At 66.8% G+C, this 14,877-nt stretch carries 13 protein-coding genes; 4 read left to right on the top strand and 9 right to left on the bottom strand.

Features of this window, described 5'->3' with window-relative positions:
* Nucleotides 1–25: 25 nt before the first annotated feature.
* The 9 genes from trpS to DIE15_RS28635 all read right to left on the bottom strand — a co-directional run bounded on the left by trpS (nucleotide 26) and on the right by DIE15_RS28635 (nucleotide 10,959).
* Nucleotides 26–1,039 (bottom strand): tryptophan--tRNA ligase, encoded by a 1,014-nt coding sequence (gene trpS, locus DIE15_RS28670; RefSeq protein WP_124834906.1) that lies wholly within the window; start codon nucleotides 1,037–1,039, stop codon nucleotides 26–28.
* 218 nt (nucleotides 1,040–1,257) lie between these two features.
* Nucleotides 1,258–1,413 carry a hypothetical protein gene (locus DIE15_RS37200; protein ID WP_162840566.1) on the bottom strand — a complete coding sequence of 52 codons (156 nt, stop codon included), beginning with the start codon at nucleotides 1,411–1,413 and terminating at the stop codon, nucleotides 1,258–1,260.
* 282 nt (nucleotides 1,414–1,695) lie between these two features.
* A complete protein-coding gene (locus tag DIE15_RS37195) occupies nucleotides 1,696–1,839 on the bottom strand; it encodes a hypothetical protein (protein ID WP_185734563.1) in 144 nt (47 codons plus the stop codon).
* Between the two features lie 443 nt (nucleotides 1,840–2,282).
* The gene (locus tag DIE15_RS28660; RefSeq protein WP_124834905.1) at nucleotides 2,283–2,573 is read right to left on the bottom strand and encodes a hypothetical protein; all 291 of its coding nucleotides are present in this window, start codon (nucleotides 2,571–2,573) and stop codon (nucleotides 2,283–2,285) included.
* Nucleotides 2,574–2,743: 170 nt separating this feature from the next.
* The gene (locus tag DIE15_RS28655; protein ID WP_124834904.1) at nucleotides 2,744–5,023 is read right to left on the bottom strand and encodes an FdhF/YdeP family oxidoreductase; all 2,280 of its coding nucleotides are present in this window, start codon (nucleotides 5,021–5,023) and stop codon (nucleotides 2,744–2,746) included.
* A 122-nt stretch (nucleotides 5,024–5,145) separates the two neighbouring features.
* Complete coding sequence (locus DIE15_RS28650; protein WP_124834903.1) at nucleotides 5,146–8,010, bottom strand: ATP-dependent Clp protease ATP-binding subunit; 2,865 nt, start codon at nucleotides 8,008–8,010, stop codon at nucleotides 5,146–5,148.
* Nucleotides 8,011–8,697: 687 nt separating this feature from the next.
* Nucleotides 8,698–8,967 (bottom strand): hypothetical protein, encoded by a 270-nt coding sequence (locus DIE15_RS28645; RefSeq protein WP_124834902.1) that lies wholly within the window; start codon nucleotides 8,965–8,967, stop codon nucleotides 8,698–8,700.
* A gap of 107 nt (nucleotides 8,968–9,074) precedes the next feature.
* A complete protein-coding gene (locus DIE15_RS28640; protein ID WP_124834901.1) occupies nucleotides 9,075–9,890 on the bottom strand; it encodes a family 1 encapsulin nanocompartment shell protein in 816 nt (271 codons plus the stop codon).
* Entirely contained in the window at nucleotides 9,883–10,959 is a 1,077-nt protein-coding gene (locus tag DIE15_RS28635) for a Dyp-type peroxidase (protein ID WP_124834900.1), read from the bottom strand. The genes DIE15_RS28640 and DIE15_RS28635 overlap by 8 nt, the downstream gene beginning before the upstream one ends.
* A gap of 417 nt (nucleotides 10,960–11,376) precedes the next feature.
* On the opposite strand from DIE15_RS28635, the gene DIE15_RS28625 reads away from it, so the two are divergent.
* The 4 genes from DIE15_RS28625 (at nucleotide 11,377) to DIE15_RS28605 (ending at nucleotide 14,876) form a co-directional block, all read left to right on the top strand.
* Nucleotides 11,377–11,751, top strand: a complete 375-nt coding sequence (locus tag DIE15_RS28625; RefSeq protein ID WP_242431981.1) for a LysR family transcriptional regulator — start codon at nucleotides 11,377–11,379, stop codon at nucleotides 11,749–11,751.
* Complete coding sequence (locus DIE15_RS28620; RefSeq protein WP_057930069.1) at nucleotides 11,748–12,200, top strand: phosphate-starvation-inducible protein PsiE; 453 nt, start codon at nucleotides 11,748–11,750, stop codon at nucleotides 12,198–12,200. Before DIE15_RS28625 ends, DIE15_RS28620 begins: the two co-directional genes overlap by 4 nt.
* A 280-nt stretch (nucleotides 12,201–12,480) precedes the next feature.
* Nucleotides 12,481–12,936: a DUF1269 domain-containing protein gene (locus tag DIE15_RS28610; protein ID WP_124834897.1), complete on the top strand. Its 456-nt coding sequence runs from the start codon at nucleotides 12,481–12,483 to the stop codon at nucleotides 12,934–12,936.
* A gap of 515 nt (nucleotides 12,937–13,451) precedes the next feature.
* Nucleotides 13,452–14,876: a PLP-dependent aminotransferase family protein gene (locus tag DIE15_RS28605; RefSeq protein WP_057930072.1), complete on the top strand. Its 1,425-nt coding sequence runs from the start codon at nucleotides 13,452–13,454 to the stop codon at nucleotides 14,874–14,876.
* Nucleotide 14,877 lies beyond the last annotated feature (1 nt).

Here is a 14,877-nt window from a genome sequence, read left to right as displayed (position 1 = left end):
GCTGCAATGCGCGCCGCCGCCCCGCTCAATCGAAATACGTGAGCCCCATCGCGCCTTTCACCTCGGCCAGCGTCGCACCCGCCACCTCGCGCGCATGCATCGTGCCGCGCTTCAGGATCGCCATCACCTCCGCCTTGTCCGCCTCGAATTCGCGGCGGCGCGCACGGATCGGCTCGATCAGCGCCTGCAGCCGCTCGTTCAGCACGCGCTTCACGACGCTGTCGCCGAGGCCGCCGCGGCGATAGTGCGCCTTCAGTTCGTCGACCATCCGCACGTCGGGTTCGAACGCGTCGAGGAACGTGAACACGACGTTGCCCTCGACCTGGCCGGGATCGCTCACGCGCAGGTGGTTCGGGTCCGTGTACATGTCCTTCACGGCCTGCGCGATCTCGTCGGGCGTCGAGCCGAGCGTGATCGCGTTGCCGAGCGACTTGCTCATCTTGGCCTTGCCGTCGATGCCCGGCAGCCGCGTGACCGCCGACAGCACGGCCTCGCATTCGACCAGCACCGGCGTGTCGACCGTCGCGTTGAAGCGGCGCACGAGTTCGTTGGTCTGCTCGATCATCGGCAACTGATCGTCGCCGACCGGCACGTGCGTGGCCTTGAACGCGGTGATGTCGGCCGCCTGGCTGACGGGGTAGGTCAGGAAGCCGGCCGGGATGTCGCGCTCGAAGCCGCGCAGACGGATCTCTTCCTTGATGGTCGGGTTGCGCTCGAGACGCGCGACCGTGACGAGGTTGAGCAGGTATTGCGACAGCTCGGCGAGCTCGGGCACCTGCGACTGGACGACGATCGTCGAGATCGCCGGGTCGATGCCGACGGCCAGGTAGTCGAGCGCGACCTCGATCACGTTCTCGGTGACGCGCTGGCGGCGGCCCATGTTGTCGGTCAGCGCCTGCGTGTCGGCGAGCAGCAGGAACTGCGTCGCCTCGTGCTGCATCCGCACGCGCGCGCGCAGCGAGCCGATGTAGTGGCCGAGATGCAGCGGGCCGGTCGTGCGGTCGCCGGTGAGAATGGTCGGTCGGGTCGGGTGCGTCATGGTATGGGTTGGCTCCGGGTTATCGAAGCCGCCAGCCATGACGTGGGCGCAGAAACGACAATGCCGCCATGGCTGGCGGCATCACGTTCGGGACATGCAAAAGTGCAAAAGGAAACGGGCCGCCTGGGTCAGGCGAGCCACCAGCGATGCACGTTCGGCGAGGCAGGTTGTTGGGTTTCCATCGCGCAAGTATAGCGCAGCGGCGGGCGGACGGCGCGTCAGCGCACCATCGATTCCATCGCGAGGCGCGCGACTTCCGCGGACGGCCACAGCAGGTACAGCAGGCCGGCCATCAACAGCAGCGCGCAGGCGCGCACCACCGGCGTACGGTCTTTCTCGCTCAGGGTGCGGATGTGCTGCTTCAGTTTCTTCATGCTTGCAGGCGCGACGTGCGCCACTCCAACGGTTGCTGCAGCGGGGCCGGGGGCGGACGGCGCCGAGATGCTACGGGGTTCGACGAGGGACAGGCTGGCGCACTACGGGGATGCGCACGGGCGGAAAAAGGGGACGATCAGACATCCGGTGCATCGCGTGGGCGAGGCGATGCGCATCCTATCAGTTCGGGGGCGCACGCACAGTCAAGAATTGTCGGGCAACGACCGGATGAAAGTGCTGTCGCATGTTGTGGCAAGGAGGAAACTCAATGAAATCAAAGGCTAAATGATCAGGTTAAACGTGCGGGCGATGCGGCGATCCGAGCGCGCCGTTGCCGAATGCCCATCGACGAGTGAACGTGACCGGAAATGCCGGGCGCTTTTGTTGGCGCGCTCGATCAGAACAATCGTGCGATCAGGGCTCATTGGGGCCGTCGTCAAGACGCGCTGGCCCACGTCCTGGTGCCGCAGAGCATCGATTTGACGGCGGGCCGGTGCACGAGTGTCGAAGGGCGGCTCGCATATCTGTCTTCACACCCGGACTTGCCGCTGGCTGCTTTTGGGGGCTCCTGCTTTCACCCCGCATCGCGAGACGGATCAACTGCCGGAACGACGGATGATTCATGCACGCAAACGAATGCATCCGGCATTCGAGGACACGGAAATCAACGGAGGGCAATCGCACATCACCATCCCTGGTCGGAGGGGCATCGAGATACTCGACGCCCGACCCGTTCAAGCAGCGGTATGGTTCAACCGAAGCAACCGGGGTCATTCTCCAGGATTGAAATAGTCAGAAGAAATCAGGCAGTGCGAAATTACGCTCATTTTGAGCAAGAGCGGCCTCCCTGGTCTCAGGCGGCGGGTCGTCAATATTCACGATGGTCGTGTTCGTGATAGTGCTCGCGCCACGGATCACGTTCACGCGGATGACGATGCCTCCACGCGTCGTGCTCCCAATAGCGATGGCCGTCCCAGTAGCGGTCGCCGTGCATGCCAATCGTGACTGACACACCCGGCGCCGGGGCCTGATACGGCTCTTCGTACCTCGGCTGCGGTGCAACGTAGACTTGCGCGAAGGCCGCGCCGGCCGCGACGAGTGTGCTGCCTGCCACGAGTGTCGCCAGAATTCGACGTATTGCAATTGTCATGGGCTTCATCGTCCTGTCCTCCATCAAATACCTGAGGACGAGCACGATTTGTTCCCATACGAAGCGGCCGCCGCATCGGTTGCGATGCGGCGGCCGGGAGCGCGGGAGAGGGGGCAGGCAGGAATCAGTGCGCGGCGTGTCGTATCGTGCCGTGCCTGACTAATCTGCCTGCCCGCGGATCAGACGACCGCCGAGCGCGCGACGCGCACCGGCACCGACTTGTACGACGGCGTGCCGCTTTCCTTGTCGATGTAGTCGAGCGGCACGAGCACGTTCGCTTCCGGGTAATACGCGCCGACCGATCCCGGTGCGATGTCGTACTCGATCGCGGTGATCTTCTCGAGACGCAGTGTGCGGCCCGATGCGGTGATCGTCTCGATGTCGACGAGGTCGCCGTGTTCGAGCCCGTACTTCGCGAGATCCGCCGCGTTCATGAACAGCACATCGCGTCGCCCGAACACGCCGCGATAGCGATCGTCGAGCCCGTAGATCGTCGTGTTGTACTGGTCGTGGCTGCGCAGCGTGATCAGCCGCAGCACCTGCTCGCCGCCGAGCACGTCCGCGTCTTCCTTCACGCCCGTGTAGACCGAGAACATCGCCTTGCCGGTCGGCGTCGGCCACACGCGCTCGGTGGGTGGCAGCGGCAGGCGGAAGCCGCCCGGCGTGCGGATGCGCTCGTTGAACGCCTCGAAGCCGGGCACCGTGCGGTCGATCAGGTCGCGGATGCGGTCGTAGTCGGCGATCAGGTCGAGCCACGCGACCTTGCTGGCCGGCAGCGTCGCGTGAGCGATTCCCGCGACGATCGCGGGCTCGGAGCGCAACTGGTCGGACGCGGGCTTGAGCTTGCCGGCTGACGCGTGGACCATCGACATCGAATCCTCGACGGTGATCGACTGCCGGCCGCTCGCCTGCATGTCGAGCTCGGTGCGGCCGAGCACGGGCAGGATATAGGTTTCCTTCGCAACGAGCAGGTGCGAGCGGTTCAGCTTCGTACCGAGGTGCACGCTGAGATCGAGCTTCGCCATCGCGGGGAACGACAGCTCGGGGTCAGGCAGCGCGACCGCGAAGTTGCCGCCGAGGCACAGCAGTGCCTTGGCCTGGCCGTCGACCATCGCCTGCATCGCCTGCACGGCGTCGTGCCCGTGATGCGCGGGCGGCTTGAAGCCGCACACGTCCTCGATCTTCTGCAGGAACTCGGCCGACGGCTTCTCGGTGATGCCGACCGTGCGGTTGCCCTGCACGTTCGAGTGGCCGCGCAGCGGGCACACGCCCGCGCCGGGCTTGCCGAAGTTGCCGCGCATCAGCAGCAGGTCGGCGATCAGGCGCACGGTCGCGGTGCCCTTGTTGTGCTGCGTGACGCCCATCCCGTACGTGATGATCGTCGCGTTCGACTTCGCATAGGCGAGCGCGACCTCCTCGAGCTGCGCCTGGCTCAGGCCGCTCGCGCGCTCGATGTCGTCCCACGACGTGGCCTGCAAGTCGGTGGAGAACGCGTCGAAGCCGTTGGTGTGCTGCGCGATGAAGTCGCGGTCGAGCACGTCACCGCGCTCGGCCTCGAGCTGCAGCAGCGCCTTCATGATGCCCTTCAGCGCGGCCGCGTCGCCGCCCGCGTCGACCTGGTAGTACGTCGACGCGATGCGCGTCGAGCCGAACGACGCCATCTCGATCATGTCCTGCGGATCCGCGAAGCGTTCGAGTGCGCGCTCGCGCAGCGGGTTGAACACGATGATCGGCACGTGGCGGCGCGAGCACTCGTGCAGCGTGCCCATCATCCGCGGATGGTTGGTGCCGGGGTTGTGGCCGATCGAGATGATCAGCTCGCAGTGGTCGAAATCCTCGAGCGACACTGTGCCCTTGCCGATCCCGATCGACTGCGGCAGGCCGACGCTGGTCGGCTCGTGGCACATGTTCGAGCAGTCGGGGAAGTTGTTGGTGCCGAGCTCGCGCGCGAACAATTGATACAGGTACGCGGCTTCGTTCGACGCACGGCCCGACGTGTAGAACTCGACCTGCTCGGGCGGCAGTGCGCGCAGCACCTCGCCGATGCGCGCGAACGCATCGTCCCATTCGACCGCGCGGAACGTGTCGGTCGCGCGATCGTAGACGAGCGGATGCGTGAGCCGGCCCATGTTCTCCAGCTCGTAGTCGGACATCCGCAGCAGCGACGATACCGTGTTCGCCGCGAAGAACTCGGGCGTCACGCGCTTGGTCGTCGCTTCCCACGTGACGGCCTTCGCGCCGTTCTCGCAGAACTGGAACGTCGACTTGTGTTCCTTGTCGGGCCATGCGCAGCCGGGACAGTCGAAACCGTCGGGCTGGTTGGTCCGCATCAGCACGATCGGCGCCTCGATGGTGTCCATCTGCGTACGCACCGCATCGGCTGTCGCACGAAGCGCGCCCCAACCGCCGGCGGGCCCATCGTACTTCCTGATGCCTGGCACTTCGCGTCGATTTGTCATGTGAATCTCCATCAGCCGCACCCAGTGCGGGCGGCTCGGTTGCGCCGTGTCGCGGCGTGGGGCGGCTCCGTCCGGCGGACGGAGCCGGTCATGCAAGCCCGTGCGTCCGGGCCCGCGTGGTGTCAATGTGCGTCCTTCTTCGCACCGGACGACTTCTTGCCGGATGACTTCGTGGCGGCCGGCGACCCGGCGGCCGGCGATCCGGCGGCCGGAGGCGTATCGGATTTCGATTCGTCCTCCTTTTCATCGGACGACGCGTTCGCTGCCTTGCCGTTCGGCTTGGACTTGCCGTCGACGCTCTTGCTCGCGCCCTTGGCTTCAGGCGGCGCGAGCGTGTTGAACTTCACTTCGTCGCTGTCCTTGTCGTAGTCGACCTCGCACCGGTCGCCCGATTTCAGCCGGTCGGCCAGGATCTCCTTCGCGAGCCGCGTCTCGATGGTCTGGCGGATCTGCCGCTTCAGCTCTCGCGCGCCGAATTCCGGCTGGTAGCCGGCTTCGGTCAGGTGTTCGACGAGCGACTCGCCCATCACGAGCGTGATGTCCTGCGCGGCGGCGGTGCGCACCACGCGATCGAGCTGGATCTGCACGATCGAGCGGATGTTCTCCTTCGACAGCGCATGGAACACGATCACCTCGTCGATCCGGTTCAGGAACTCGGGGCGGAAATGGCCCTTCAACACCTGCATCAGCTGCTCGCGGATCGCCTTGTCGGTCTTGCGCGCGGCTTCGGGCTGCGTGAGGTTGTCCATGATGATCGCGGCGCCGAGGTTGCTCGTCGCGATGATGATCGTGTTGCTGAAGTCGACCACGCGGCCCTTGCCGTCGGTCAGCCGGCCGTCGTCGAACACCTGCAGCAGCACGTTGTAGACGTCCGGGTGCGCCTTCTCGATCTCGTCGAGCAGGATCACGCTGTACGGGCGGCGCCGCACGCGCTCGGTGAGCTGGCCACCCTCGTCGTAGCCGACATAGCCGGGCGGCGCGCCGATCAGCCGCGCGACCGCGTGCCGCTCCATGTACTCGGACATGTCGATGCGGATGATCGCCTGCTCGTCGCCGAACACGGTCTCGGCGAGCGCTTTCGCGAGCTCGGTCTTGCCGACGCCGGTCGGCCCGAGGAACAGGAACGTCGCGATCGGCCGGTGCGTCTGGCCGAGCCCGGCGCGCGACAGCCGCACGGCATCGCTGACGGCGACCACCGCATCGCTCTGGCCGACCACGCGCTCGCGCAACTGCTCTTCCATCTTCAGCAGCTTCTGGCGTTCTTCCTGCGTGAGCTCGGACACGGGGATGCCGGTCAGCCGCGACACGACTTCGGCCACCGATTCGACGGTCACTTCGAGCGTTTCCGAGCCGGTCTTGCGCTGCCACGCCTCCATCATCTCGTCGACGGTTTTCTGCTTCGCGTTGATCTGCTCCTCGAACTGCTTCGCTTCGTCGAAACGCTTGCGCGACGTTGCGTAGTCCTGCTCGCGCTTCAGTTGCGCGATCTGCGCTTCGCCTTCCTGGATGTCGACCGGGCGCGACGTCGCGCCGATCCGCACGCGCGCGGCGGCCTGGTCGATCAGGTCGATCGCCTTGTCGGGCAGGAAGCGCGACGTGATGTAGCGATCGGCGAACTCGGCCGCCGCGACGAACGCATCGTCGGCGAACGTCACCTGGTGATGCGCCTCGAGGCTGTCGCGCAGCCCGCGCAGGATCACGATCGTCTGCTCGACGCTCGGCTCCGGCACGAACACCGGCTGGAAGCGCCGTTCGAGCGCGGCGTCCTTCTCGATGTACTTCTGGTACTCGTTGAGCGTGGTCGCGCCGATCAGGCTCAGCTCGCCGCGCGCGAGCGCGGGCTTCAGCACGTTCGCGATGTCGAGGCCGCCTTCGCCGCCGCCCTGGCCCGCACCGACGATCGTGTGCAGCTCGTCGATGAACAGGATCAGTTCGTCCTGCTTCGCAGTCACTTCGTCGATCAGCTGCTTCGCGCGTTCCTCGAATTCGCCGCGATACTTCGCGCCGGCCACCATCGAGTTGATGTTGACTTCGACGAGCCGCTTGTCGCGCAGCACTTCGGGCACGTCGCCGTTGACGATCCGCTGCGCGAGCCCTTCGACGATCGCGGTCTTGCCGACGCCCGGCTCGCCGATCAGTACCGGGTTGTTCTTCTTGCGGCGCGCGAGCACTTCGATCGTGCTCTCGATTTCCTGCGCGCGGCCGAGCACCGGGTCGAGCTTGCCCTGGCGCGCGATCGCGGTGAGGTCGCGGCCGAACTTGTCGAGGTTCGGCGTGCCGGTCGGCGCATCGACGCGGCCGTCCTCGGCACCTTTGCCGACCACCTTCACGACCTTCTGGCGCAGCGCCTCGGGCGTCACGCCGTATTTCTTCAGCAGCGTGCCGGCGACGCTGTCCGGCACCGACGCGAGCCCGATCAGCAGGTGCTCGGGGCCGATGTACGAGTGGCCGAGATCGCGCGACGCCTGGAACGCGTACTGCACGGCCTTCTTCACGCGCGGCGAGATCGACAGCTTGTCGAGCGGCGCATCGGCGTCGGCCGTGCCGGTATGCGCATGCTCGTCGATGTACGACTTGATGTCCTGCGGCGACAGCTTCAGTTCCTTCAGCAAGGCGGCGCACACGTCGGTGTCCGCGAGTGCGTACAACAGGTGTTCGGAGTCGAGCTCGCTGCGGCGCAGTTCGTGCGCCTTCTCGGCCGCGCGCTGCAGCAGTTCGAGCGTCTGCTCGCTGAACGCGTCGGTCGGGTCGACCGATTCGCGCGGAATCTCGGCGGCCAGCGGCGATTCGTCGCCGAGCCCGCCGAACAGCGACGACGGTCCGCCGCCGCCCAGCAGCGAATCGAACGGATTCAGCATGCTCTGATGGCGCATCAGCTGACGGAAGTGGTAGTCGCAGATCGAGATCGTCTTGCGCTCGCCGTCCTGCATCACGGTGGCGCGCGCGACGGCCGGCCGGGCGTGACAGATATCGCAAAGTGCGGGCATGGTGGTCTGGCTCCTGTCGGTGAAGGTGGGTCGAAGGGTGAGGTCCCGATGCGGTGTGGCGCTTGCGCGTCCAGACGGCGACCGCGACCGCACGACGCACGACGCGGCGGCGCACGACGCACGACGCACGACGCACGACGCACGACGCACGACGCGGCGGCGCGGCGGCGCGCGTGCCGCGCGTGCCGCGCCTCTGCGGTCGCGCAGCGCGCGTCGGCGTGGCGCACGGGCGCGTCGGGAAGCGCGAGTGCTGCGAGGAGCCCACGGCATCGCTTCGACTGCGTTCAAAATAGCGAATCGGCAGGGGCCATCCAAGACACAGTTCCACGCCGGACCGGCCCTGAATTGCACCCTCACATGGACGCGCGCATCGGCGGCAAGGAGTACAGACGGGCGTGCGCACGGCGGTGCGGGCGTGCGCGGCGGGTGAGGCGTGCGATGGCTGGACGCGGAGGCGGGCGGCACGCGAACGGCGCGCGGTGCGACATCGGCGCGCAGGGCGCTGGCAGCCGGAAAACGGCTCGCAAGGCGGGAGGCGTGGCACGGTGCGTGTGCTGACGGGCGAGCGTGCGGGAACCGGTCATGACCGGCCACGCGCGCGCCGCAGCCGATGCGTGCGTGGGGGCCGAAGGCGAGGGCGGGTTGCACGGGTCGGGCCGGACATGGCGCAACCGTGGGGAACCGCGATCAGTCGGAAAGTTTCATCGCGAGCCGCTGCCGCGCAATCTGTTTCACGTCGGTCGAGAGTGCCGCATTCGGCAGACCATTGGCCCAGACGGAGAACGAATCCTCGATCAGGTTGCGCGTGTCGGGCGGCAGCTCGGCCAGCATCAGCGACACCACGGTAAACAGCACGGCGGTATCGCCGGTCTGGCTGCTCGCGTTCGCGTCGACCGTCTTCTTCAGGGTGTCGACCGACGCCTGCAGCGCCTGCAATGCCTCATTCGAATCGCTCATGACACACACTCCATGCAAGATGGGCTGGATCGGCGACGAACATGCGGCCGGCGGCGCGGCCGGTCGCGCACGATGCCCGGGCGGACATCGTGCGCTGGCAACCGCGCTCAGGCCGCCGTGCTGTCCTGCGGCGCCACGGCCACCGATGCCTCGCTCGTCAGCATCAGGAACGTGAACGTTTCGCGCAGGTACAGGCGGACGGCCTTGTCGGTGTGGCTCGTATAGCCGATCGAGACGTCTTCCCCGAGGTGCAGCTCGTAATCGCCGCCGCGCGTGGACAGCACGCAGCCGCCGCTGATCGCCGGCGCCCAGATGATCTCGCCGCTGACGATGCGCTTGATGTGGCCGAGCACCGGATAGCCCTGGTCGCGCGCTTCGCTGAGCGCCGTGTAGGCATCCGAACCGAGCACGACCGAGTACGGGCCGTCGACGCCGGCGAGCCGCAGCGCTTCCAGCGCATCGCTGATTGCGTCCGGGTATGCGCTGACGTCGGTCGGCAGCGTGAGCTTGCGGTTCGACGTGCCCTCGCGGATGCCGACGATGCCCACGGCCTGATAGCCGTCGAAGATCGCGCCGTCTTCGGCGAACGCGAGGCGCTGCGCGGCGTCCTTCGCAGGCTGCCAGTCGGCGTCGCGCGCACCACGCTCGACGCTGTCGATCGCATCGCGGCTCAGCTCGAACGGTACCGTCAGCTCGACGATCGTGCGCACTTCGCGCAGCCGCGCGCTCACCTGCTCGCGCGGCGCGGCAACCTCGCGCTGATGCCCGGTGCCGACGGCCGACAACTCGGGGCCGGCCGGGCCTTCGACGTCGACCACGCGGCGCCCGGCCACCGAGCGCTTGAACGTGCGTGCGACTTCTTCCTCGATCTGCTCCCAGGCGGACGACGAAATCGGCGCGAGTTCGCGGTGCAGGTTATTCATAGGCTTTGGTTCCTTTCAGCGATCCGATGTTCAGCGAGCCGTCACGACGCGACTCGGGCGATGAGGGGGCCGGCTGCGCGGCGGCGGCGGTGGCGTCGGCCGGTACCGCGCGATCGGCGAGCGCTTCGAGCAGGTCGGCCGACGGCACGAAGAACAGCGACCCGGTGACCGCGCGGCTGTAATCGAGCAACCGGTCGTAGTTGCCGGGCGGGCGGCCGACGAACATGTTCTCGAGCATCTGCTCGATCGGCGCCGGCGAACGCGCGTAGCCGATGAAATAGGTGCCGAATTCGCTGGAGCCGGGGCGCCCGAACGGCATGTTGTCGCGCAGGATCTTCACTTCCTGGCCGTTTTCGTCGAGCGTGGTCAGCGAGCTGTGCGAGCACGACGGCTTCACGTCCGGCGCGAGCTCGATGTCGGACAATTTGGTGCGCCCGATGATGCGCTCCTGCGTCTCGACCGCGAGTGCGTTCCAGCCGGCCATGTCGTGCAGGTACTTCTGCACGATCACGTAGCTGCCGCCGGCGAATTCGGCGTCCTCGTCGCCGATTACCGTGAAGTCGACCGCCTCGCGGCCTTCCGGGTTCTCGGTGCCGTCGACGAAGCCGATCATCGCGCGCTGGTCGAAATTGCGGAAGCCGTGCACCTCGTCGACGACCGTGACCGCGTCGCCGAGCGCGCCGAGCAGTTGCGTGGCGAGTTCGAAGCACAGGTCCATCGCGTCGGCGCGGATGTGCAGCAGGATGTCGCCCGGCGTCGCGACGGCGACACGCTGGCCGGCGCCGAATTCGCGAAACGGATGCAGTGACGCGGGACGCGGATCGCCGAACAGCGCATCCCACGCGTCGGCGCCGAAGCCGCATACGCAGGACAGGTTGCCGCCCGGCACGCGCTTGCCGACCGAGCGCACGAGCGCGGCGATGTCGCCGCACCATGAGCGGATCGTGTCGGCGTGATCGGCGCCGGGATTGATCGTCGCCACGAGGAAGATCGCGCTGCGCGTGATCGGGCTGTGAACGGCCTGGGAAAGCGGGGGACGGGTTTGCATCGCGGCCTGCCGGTCAGTCATGTCGGGACGGACGGGCCGCGGATGCCGCGGCGCGCGAAGACGAACGGTTGGACTGTGTCATGCGACTGTTCTCTTTGTGACATGCGGATGAAGGACGTTGCGCGAGCATCGCGCAACGGGCCGCAGCGGCGGCGGGCTGCCGCTGCGGGCGCGCAACGGGCGGCGGACAGGGTGGCCGCGCGTTCGCCCGGCGCGTGACCCTTGCGCACCGCGTAACGTCGTCGAGCATGCAATCTAGCAGCTTCGGCGGGTCTTTGGAACACGTATCGACAATCTGTCATTTGAATGGGTTGATCGGGGTCCGATTTTGCGTCGCGCGCCTGTAGCTGTACTCCTGAAGCCCGCGGCGCTGTGCTCTTGAGCGGGCGTGACGCGTGCAGTAGATTAGGTTCGCTCCGAGCGCCGACGAGGACCATCATGATGAACCTGTTGGAAGCGATGCGTATTTTCGTTGCGGTGGTCGAGCACGGCGGGCTGTCCGGCGCGGCGGCCGAACTGAAGCTCGGCGACGCGCAGGTGAGTGAGCGGCTCGACTGCCTCGAACGGTATCTCGGCTGCCGGCTGTTGCTGGATCGCGCGGGCGACGGTGTGGCGTGCACCGATGCTGGCGTCGCGTTCCACCAGTGCTGCCGGCGGACGCTGTCCGCGGTCGCGCAGGCCACCACCGCAGCCGGTGCGCGCGCAACCGTTCCCGATGCGCACGCCGCGGGCTTCCCGCCGCCCGATACCATCCGTCGCGTCGACGCAGCGTCGAGCGCGACACATACGTCATTGCACCGGTCATCGCCTTGAATACGTCTACTGCATCCGCCGATACAGCCGCCGAGCGCATCCGCCGCCGCTTCGGACACTTCCTCCATGCGGCCGAACTGGCCGGCCTGATCGTGATCGGCCTCGCCACCTCGTTCGCGATGGTGCAGGAAGCGTGGAAGGTTGTGCTCGCGGGCGAGGTGTCGCTCACCGACCTGCTGCTGATGTTCCTGTACCTGGAAGTGCTCGCGATGGACGTGCGATACCTGCGGCTCGGCCGGCTGCCCGTGCGCTTTCCGCTGTTCATCGCGATGACGTCGCTCGCGCGCGACCTGATCCTGCGCGGCGCGACGGATAGTCCGGAGCGGATGCTGATGACCACGTTCGGGATCGTGCTGCTCGCGGTGGGCGTGCTGATCCTGAGCTTCGGCCAGCATCGTTTTCCGGCGGAAGTCGACGATGTCGAGGAGGATGCGCATGCGCGCCGGTAACGTGCGGCCCGCACCGCACCGCACCGCACCGCACCGCACCGCACCGCACCGCGCGGCGTGGCGACAGGCACGTCAGGCATTTCAGGCGCTTCAGGCACTTCAGGCACTTCAGGCACTTCAGGCGCTTCAGGCGCTTCAGGCATGTCACGCACTTCACGCACGTCACGCACGTGTATCGAACCCACGGATATCGGCACGCAACGCGCGCCCGGTCCGAACCGTCCGCGGATGATCGTCGACTGGCGGCGCGCGCGCGGATCATCAACAGGAGAGGTGTCGAATGACCAGGCAACTGATCGTCGCCGTATTCGGCAGCGTCGAAACGGCCCGTCGGGCCGCGAACGATTTCGAGGCGCTGTCGGACAAGCATGAAGGATTCCACGTCGACAACGGCGTCATCGTCGAGAAGGACGCGGCCGGCCAGCTCGCCGTGCTCGACGCCGAGTCGCGGCCGTTCAAGGGCGGCCTGATCGGTGCGTTCGCGGGCGGCCTGCTGGGTATGCTCGCCGGGCCGCTCGGCGTGATCACCGGCATGGCGGCCGGCGCGGGCGCCGGCATCGTCGCGGACGCAGCCGGCAATGCGCTGCTCGACGGCCAGTTCGTCGAATCGGTCGCGACGCGGCTCGTGCCCGGCAGCGTCGCGGTCATCGTCGAGGCCGAGGAGGCGACGCCGTTCTCGGTCGACAACATCGTGACGGGATTCGGCGGCAAGATCGTGCGCCACGCGCTCGGTTAGGCATCCAGCGCTCGCACCCGACGCGACTCGGCGATCGGCTATTGCGCGAATCGCGTCGGCGCCGCGCATCGCGACGCACGTACCTGCATTGCGCGTTCGCGAGCCGCAGACAATCAGAATTGCCGAGTGTCGGTGCGCATGAACTCGCGCGCGAACGCCACCGTGCGTTTGCATCGTGCCGTTGCGCGGCGACGATCCGCGTCACGACCGCATGTGCGCGGCGGCACGGATCGCACGGGACGCGGCTGCATGCCACGACCCTCCCATCTGTTCACCACACCCGCGCGATTTGACGTTTGATCGCCAAACTGTCACTTACATTCGCCGAATTGACGCAGTAGGATGCCGATCCTCGTCATGATGGATTTCGCATTGCTATCCGCCTTCAATTTCGGTAACGGCCGACGTTCGCACCAGGACACCCGCCACCGGGCTCGGCTATCCGGCTTCGCGCATCGGCGCGGCACGCGCGCACACGCGTCGGAGGCTGGTTCACCGCAGGCGGGGCGAGGCGGATGAAGCTCTACGAGAAATTCGCGAACGACATAGAGAGACTCATCCGGCAACGCGTGTATCGACATGGCGATCGTGTGCCGTCGGTACGGCAGGCGAGCCAGCAGCACCGGATCAGCATCACGACCGTGCTGCACGCATACCTGCTGCTCGAAAGCCGCGGGCTGCTGGAAAGCCGCCCGCAGTCGGGCTACTTCGTGAACCTGCGCAACGACGACGGCCACGCGCCGGTGCGTGAGCTGCGGCCGTCGAAGCCGATCGCGATCTCGTCGTCGGTCGACGTGAGCCGGCTCGTGCTGTCGACACTGCGCTCGATCGGCACCGACGACGCAGTGCCGCTCGGCTCGCCGTATCCGGACCCGAGCCTGTTTCCGTTCGAGAAGCTGAACCGCTACGCGTATGCGGCCGGCCGCGACAAGTCGCTGTGGGGGGTGACGGACGGGCTGCCGCCGGGCCATCCGCGCCTGATCCGGCAGATCGCGCGACGCTACCTGGAAAACGGGATGTCGGTCGATCCGAACGAGATCATCGTGACGGTCGGCGCGACGGAGGCGATCAATCTTTGTTTGCAGGCGGTCGCGAAGCCCGGCGACACGATCGCGGTGGAATCGCCGACGTTCTACGCGATGCTGCACGCGATCGAGCGGATGGGGATGAAGGCGATCGAGGTCGCGACGCATCCGGAATACGGCATCGACATCGCGGCGCTGGCGGCAATTGCGAAGTCGCAGCCGATCGCCGCATGCATGGTGATGCCGAACTTCCAGAACCCGCTCGGCTTCCAGATGCCGGACGAGCGCAAGCGCGAACTGGTTGAATTCGCAACGAAGGCCGACATGCCTGTGATCGAGAACGGCGTGTACAACGAACTGTATTTCGGCAATGCGCACCCGAGCGCGCTGAAAGCGTTCGACCGCAACGGGATCGTGCTGCACTGCGCGTCGTTCTCGAAGAGCCTGACGGCGGCCTACCGGATCGGCTGGGCATTGCCGGGCCGCTATCGCGAACAGGTCGAGAAGCTGAAGTTCCTGAACACGCTGGCGACGCCGTCGCTGCCGCAGCTCGCGATCGCCGAGTTTCTCGAGCGAGACGGCTACGAACATCACCTGCGGCGAATCCGCAAGGCGTATGCACAGCAGGCGAACCTGATGCGCGCGATGGTGTCGCGGTTTTTCCCGGAAGGCACGCGCATCTCGAGCCCGGCGGGCGGGTACGTATTGTGGGTCGAGTTGCCGGTGCAGGTCGATGCGATGCGGCTGTACCAGCTCGCGCTGGAACAGGGGATCACGATCGGCCCCGGCTACATGTTCTCGATCGCGGACACCTACCGGAACTTCATCCGGCTGAACTACAGCAGCCCGTGGTCGCCGGAGATCGAGCGGGCGATCGTCACGGTCGGCAAGCTCGCGACGGCCTGCATGGACTGAC

The sequence above is a fragment of the Burkholderia sp. Bp9031 genome, assembly GCF_003857965.1.
GTDB lineage: Bacteria > Pseudomonadota > Gammaproteobacteria > Burkholderiales > Burkholderiaceae > Burkholderia > Burkholderia ambifaria_A.
Note: the sequence above shows the minus strand (reverse complement) of the source record. Positions and strands in the feature narration are given on the sequence as shown.

Coding starts and splice junctions, on each gene's coding strand:
- trpS (WP_124834906.1), bottom strand. CDS start 1,039: ATGACGCACCCGACCCGACCGACCATTCTCACCGGCGACCGCACGACC.
- DIE15_RS37200 (WP_162840566.1), bottom strand. CDS start 1,413: ATGAAGAAACTGAAGCAGCACATCCGCACCCTGAGCGAGAAAGACCGT.
- DIE15_RS37195 (WP_185734563.1), bottom strand. CDS start 1,839: ATGAGCCCTGATCGCACGATTGTTCTGATCGAGCGCGCCAACAAAAGC.
- DIE15_RS28660 (WP_124834905.1), bottom strand. CDS start 2,573: ATGAAGCCCATGACAATTGCAATACGTCGAATTCTGGCGACACTCGTG.
- DIE15_RS28655 (WP_124834904.1), bottom strand. CDS start 5,023: ATGACAAATCGACGCGAAGTGCCAGGCATCAGGAAGTACGATGGGCCC.
- DIE15_RS28650 (WP_124834903.1), bottom strand. CDS start 8,010: ATGCCCGCACTTTGCGATATCTGTCACGCCCGGCCGGCCGTCGCGCGC.
- DIE15_RS28645 (WP_124834902.1), bottom strand. CDS start 8,967: ATGAGCGATTCGAATGAGGCATTGCAGGCGCTGCAGGCGTCGGTCGAC.
- DIE15_RS28640 (WP_124834901.1), bottom strand. CDS start 9,890: ATGAATAACCTGCACCGCGAACTCGCGCCGATTTCGTCGTCCGCCTGG.
- DIE15_RS28635 (WP_124834900.1), bottom strand. CDS start 10,959: ATGACTGACCGGCAGGCCGCGATGCAAACCCGTCCCCCGCTTTCCCAG.
- DIE15_RS28625 (WP_242431981.1), top strand. CDS start 11,377: ATGATGAACCTGTTGGAAGCGATGCGTATTTTCGTTGCGGTGGTCGAG.
- DIE15_RS28610 (WP_124834897.1), top strand. CDS start 12,481: ATGACCAGGCAACTGATCGTCGCCGTATTCGGCAGCGTCGAAACGGCC.
- DIE15_RS28605 (WP_057930072.1), top strand. CDS start 13,452: ATGAAGCTCTACGAGAAATTCGCGAACGACATAGAGAGACTCATCCGG.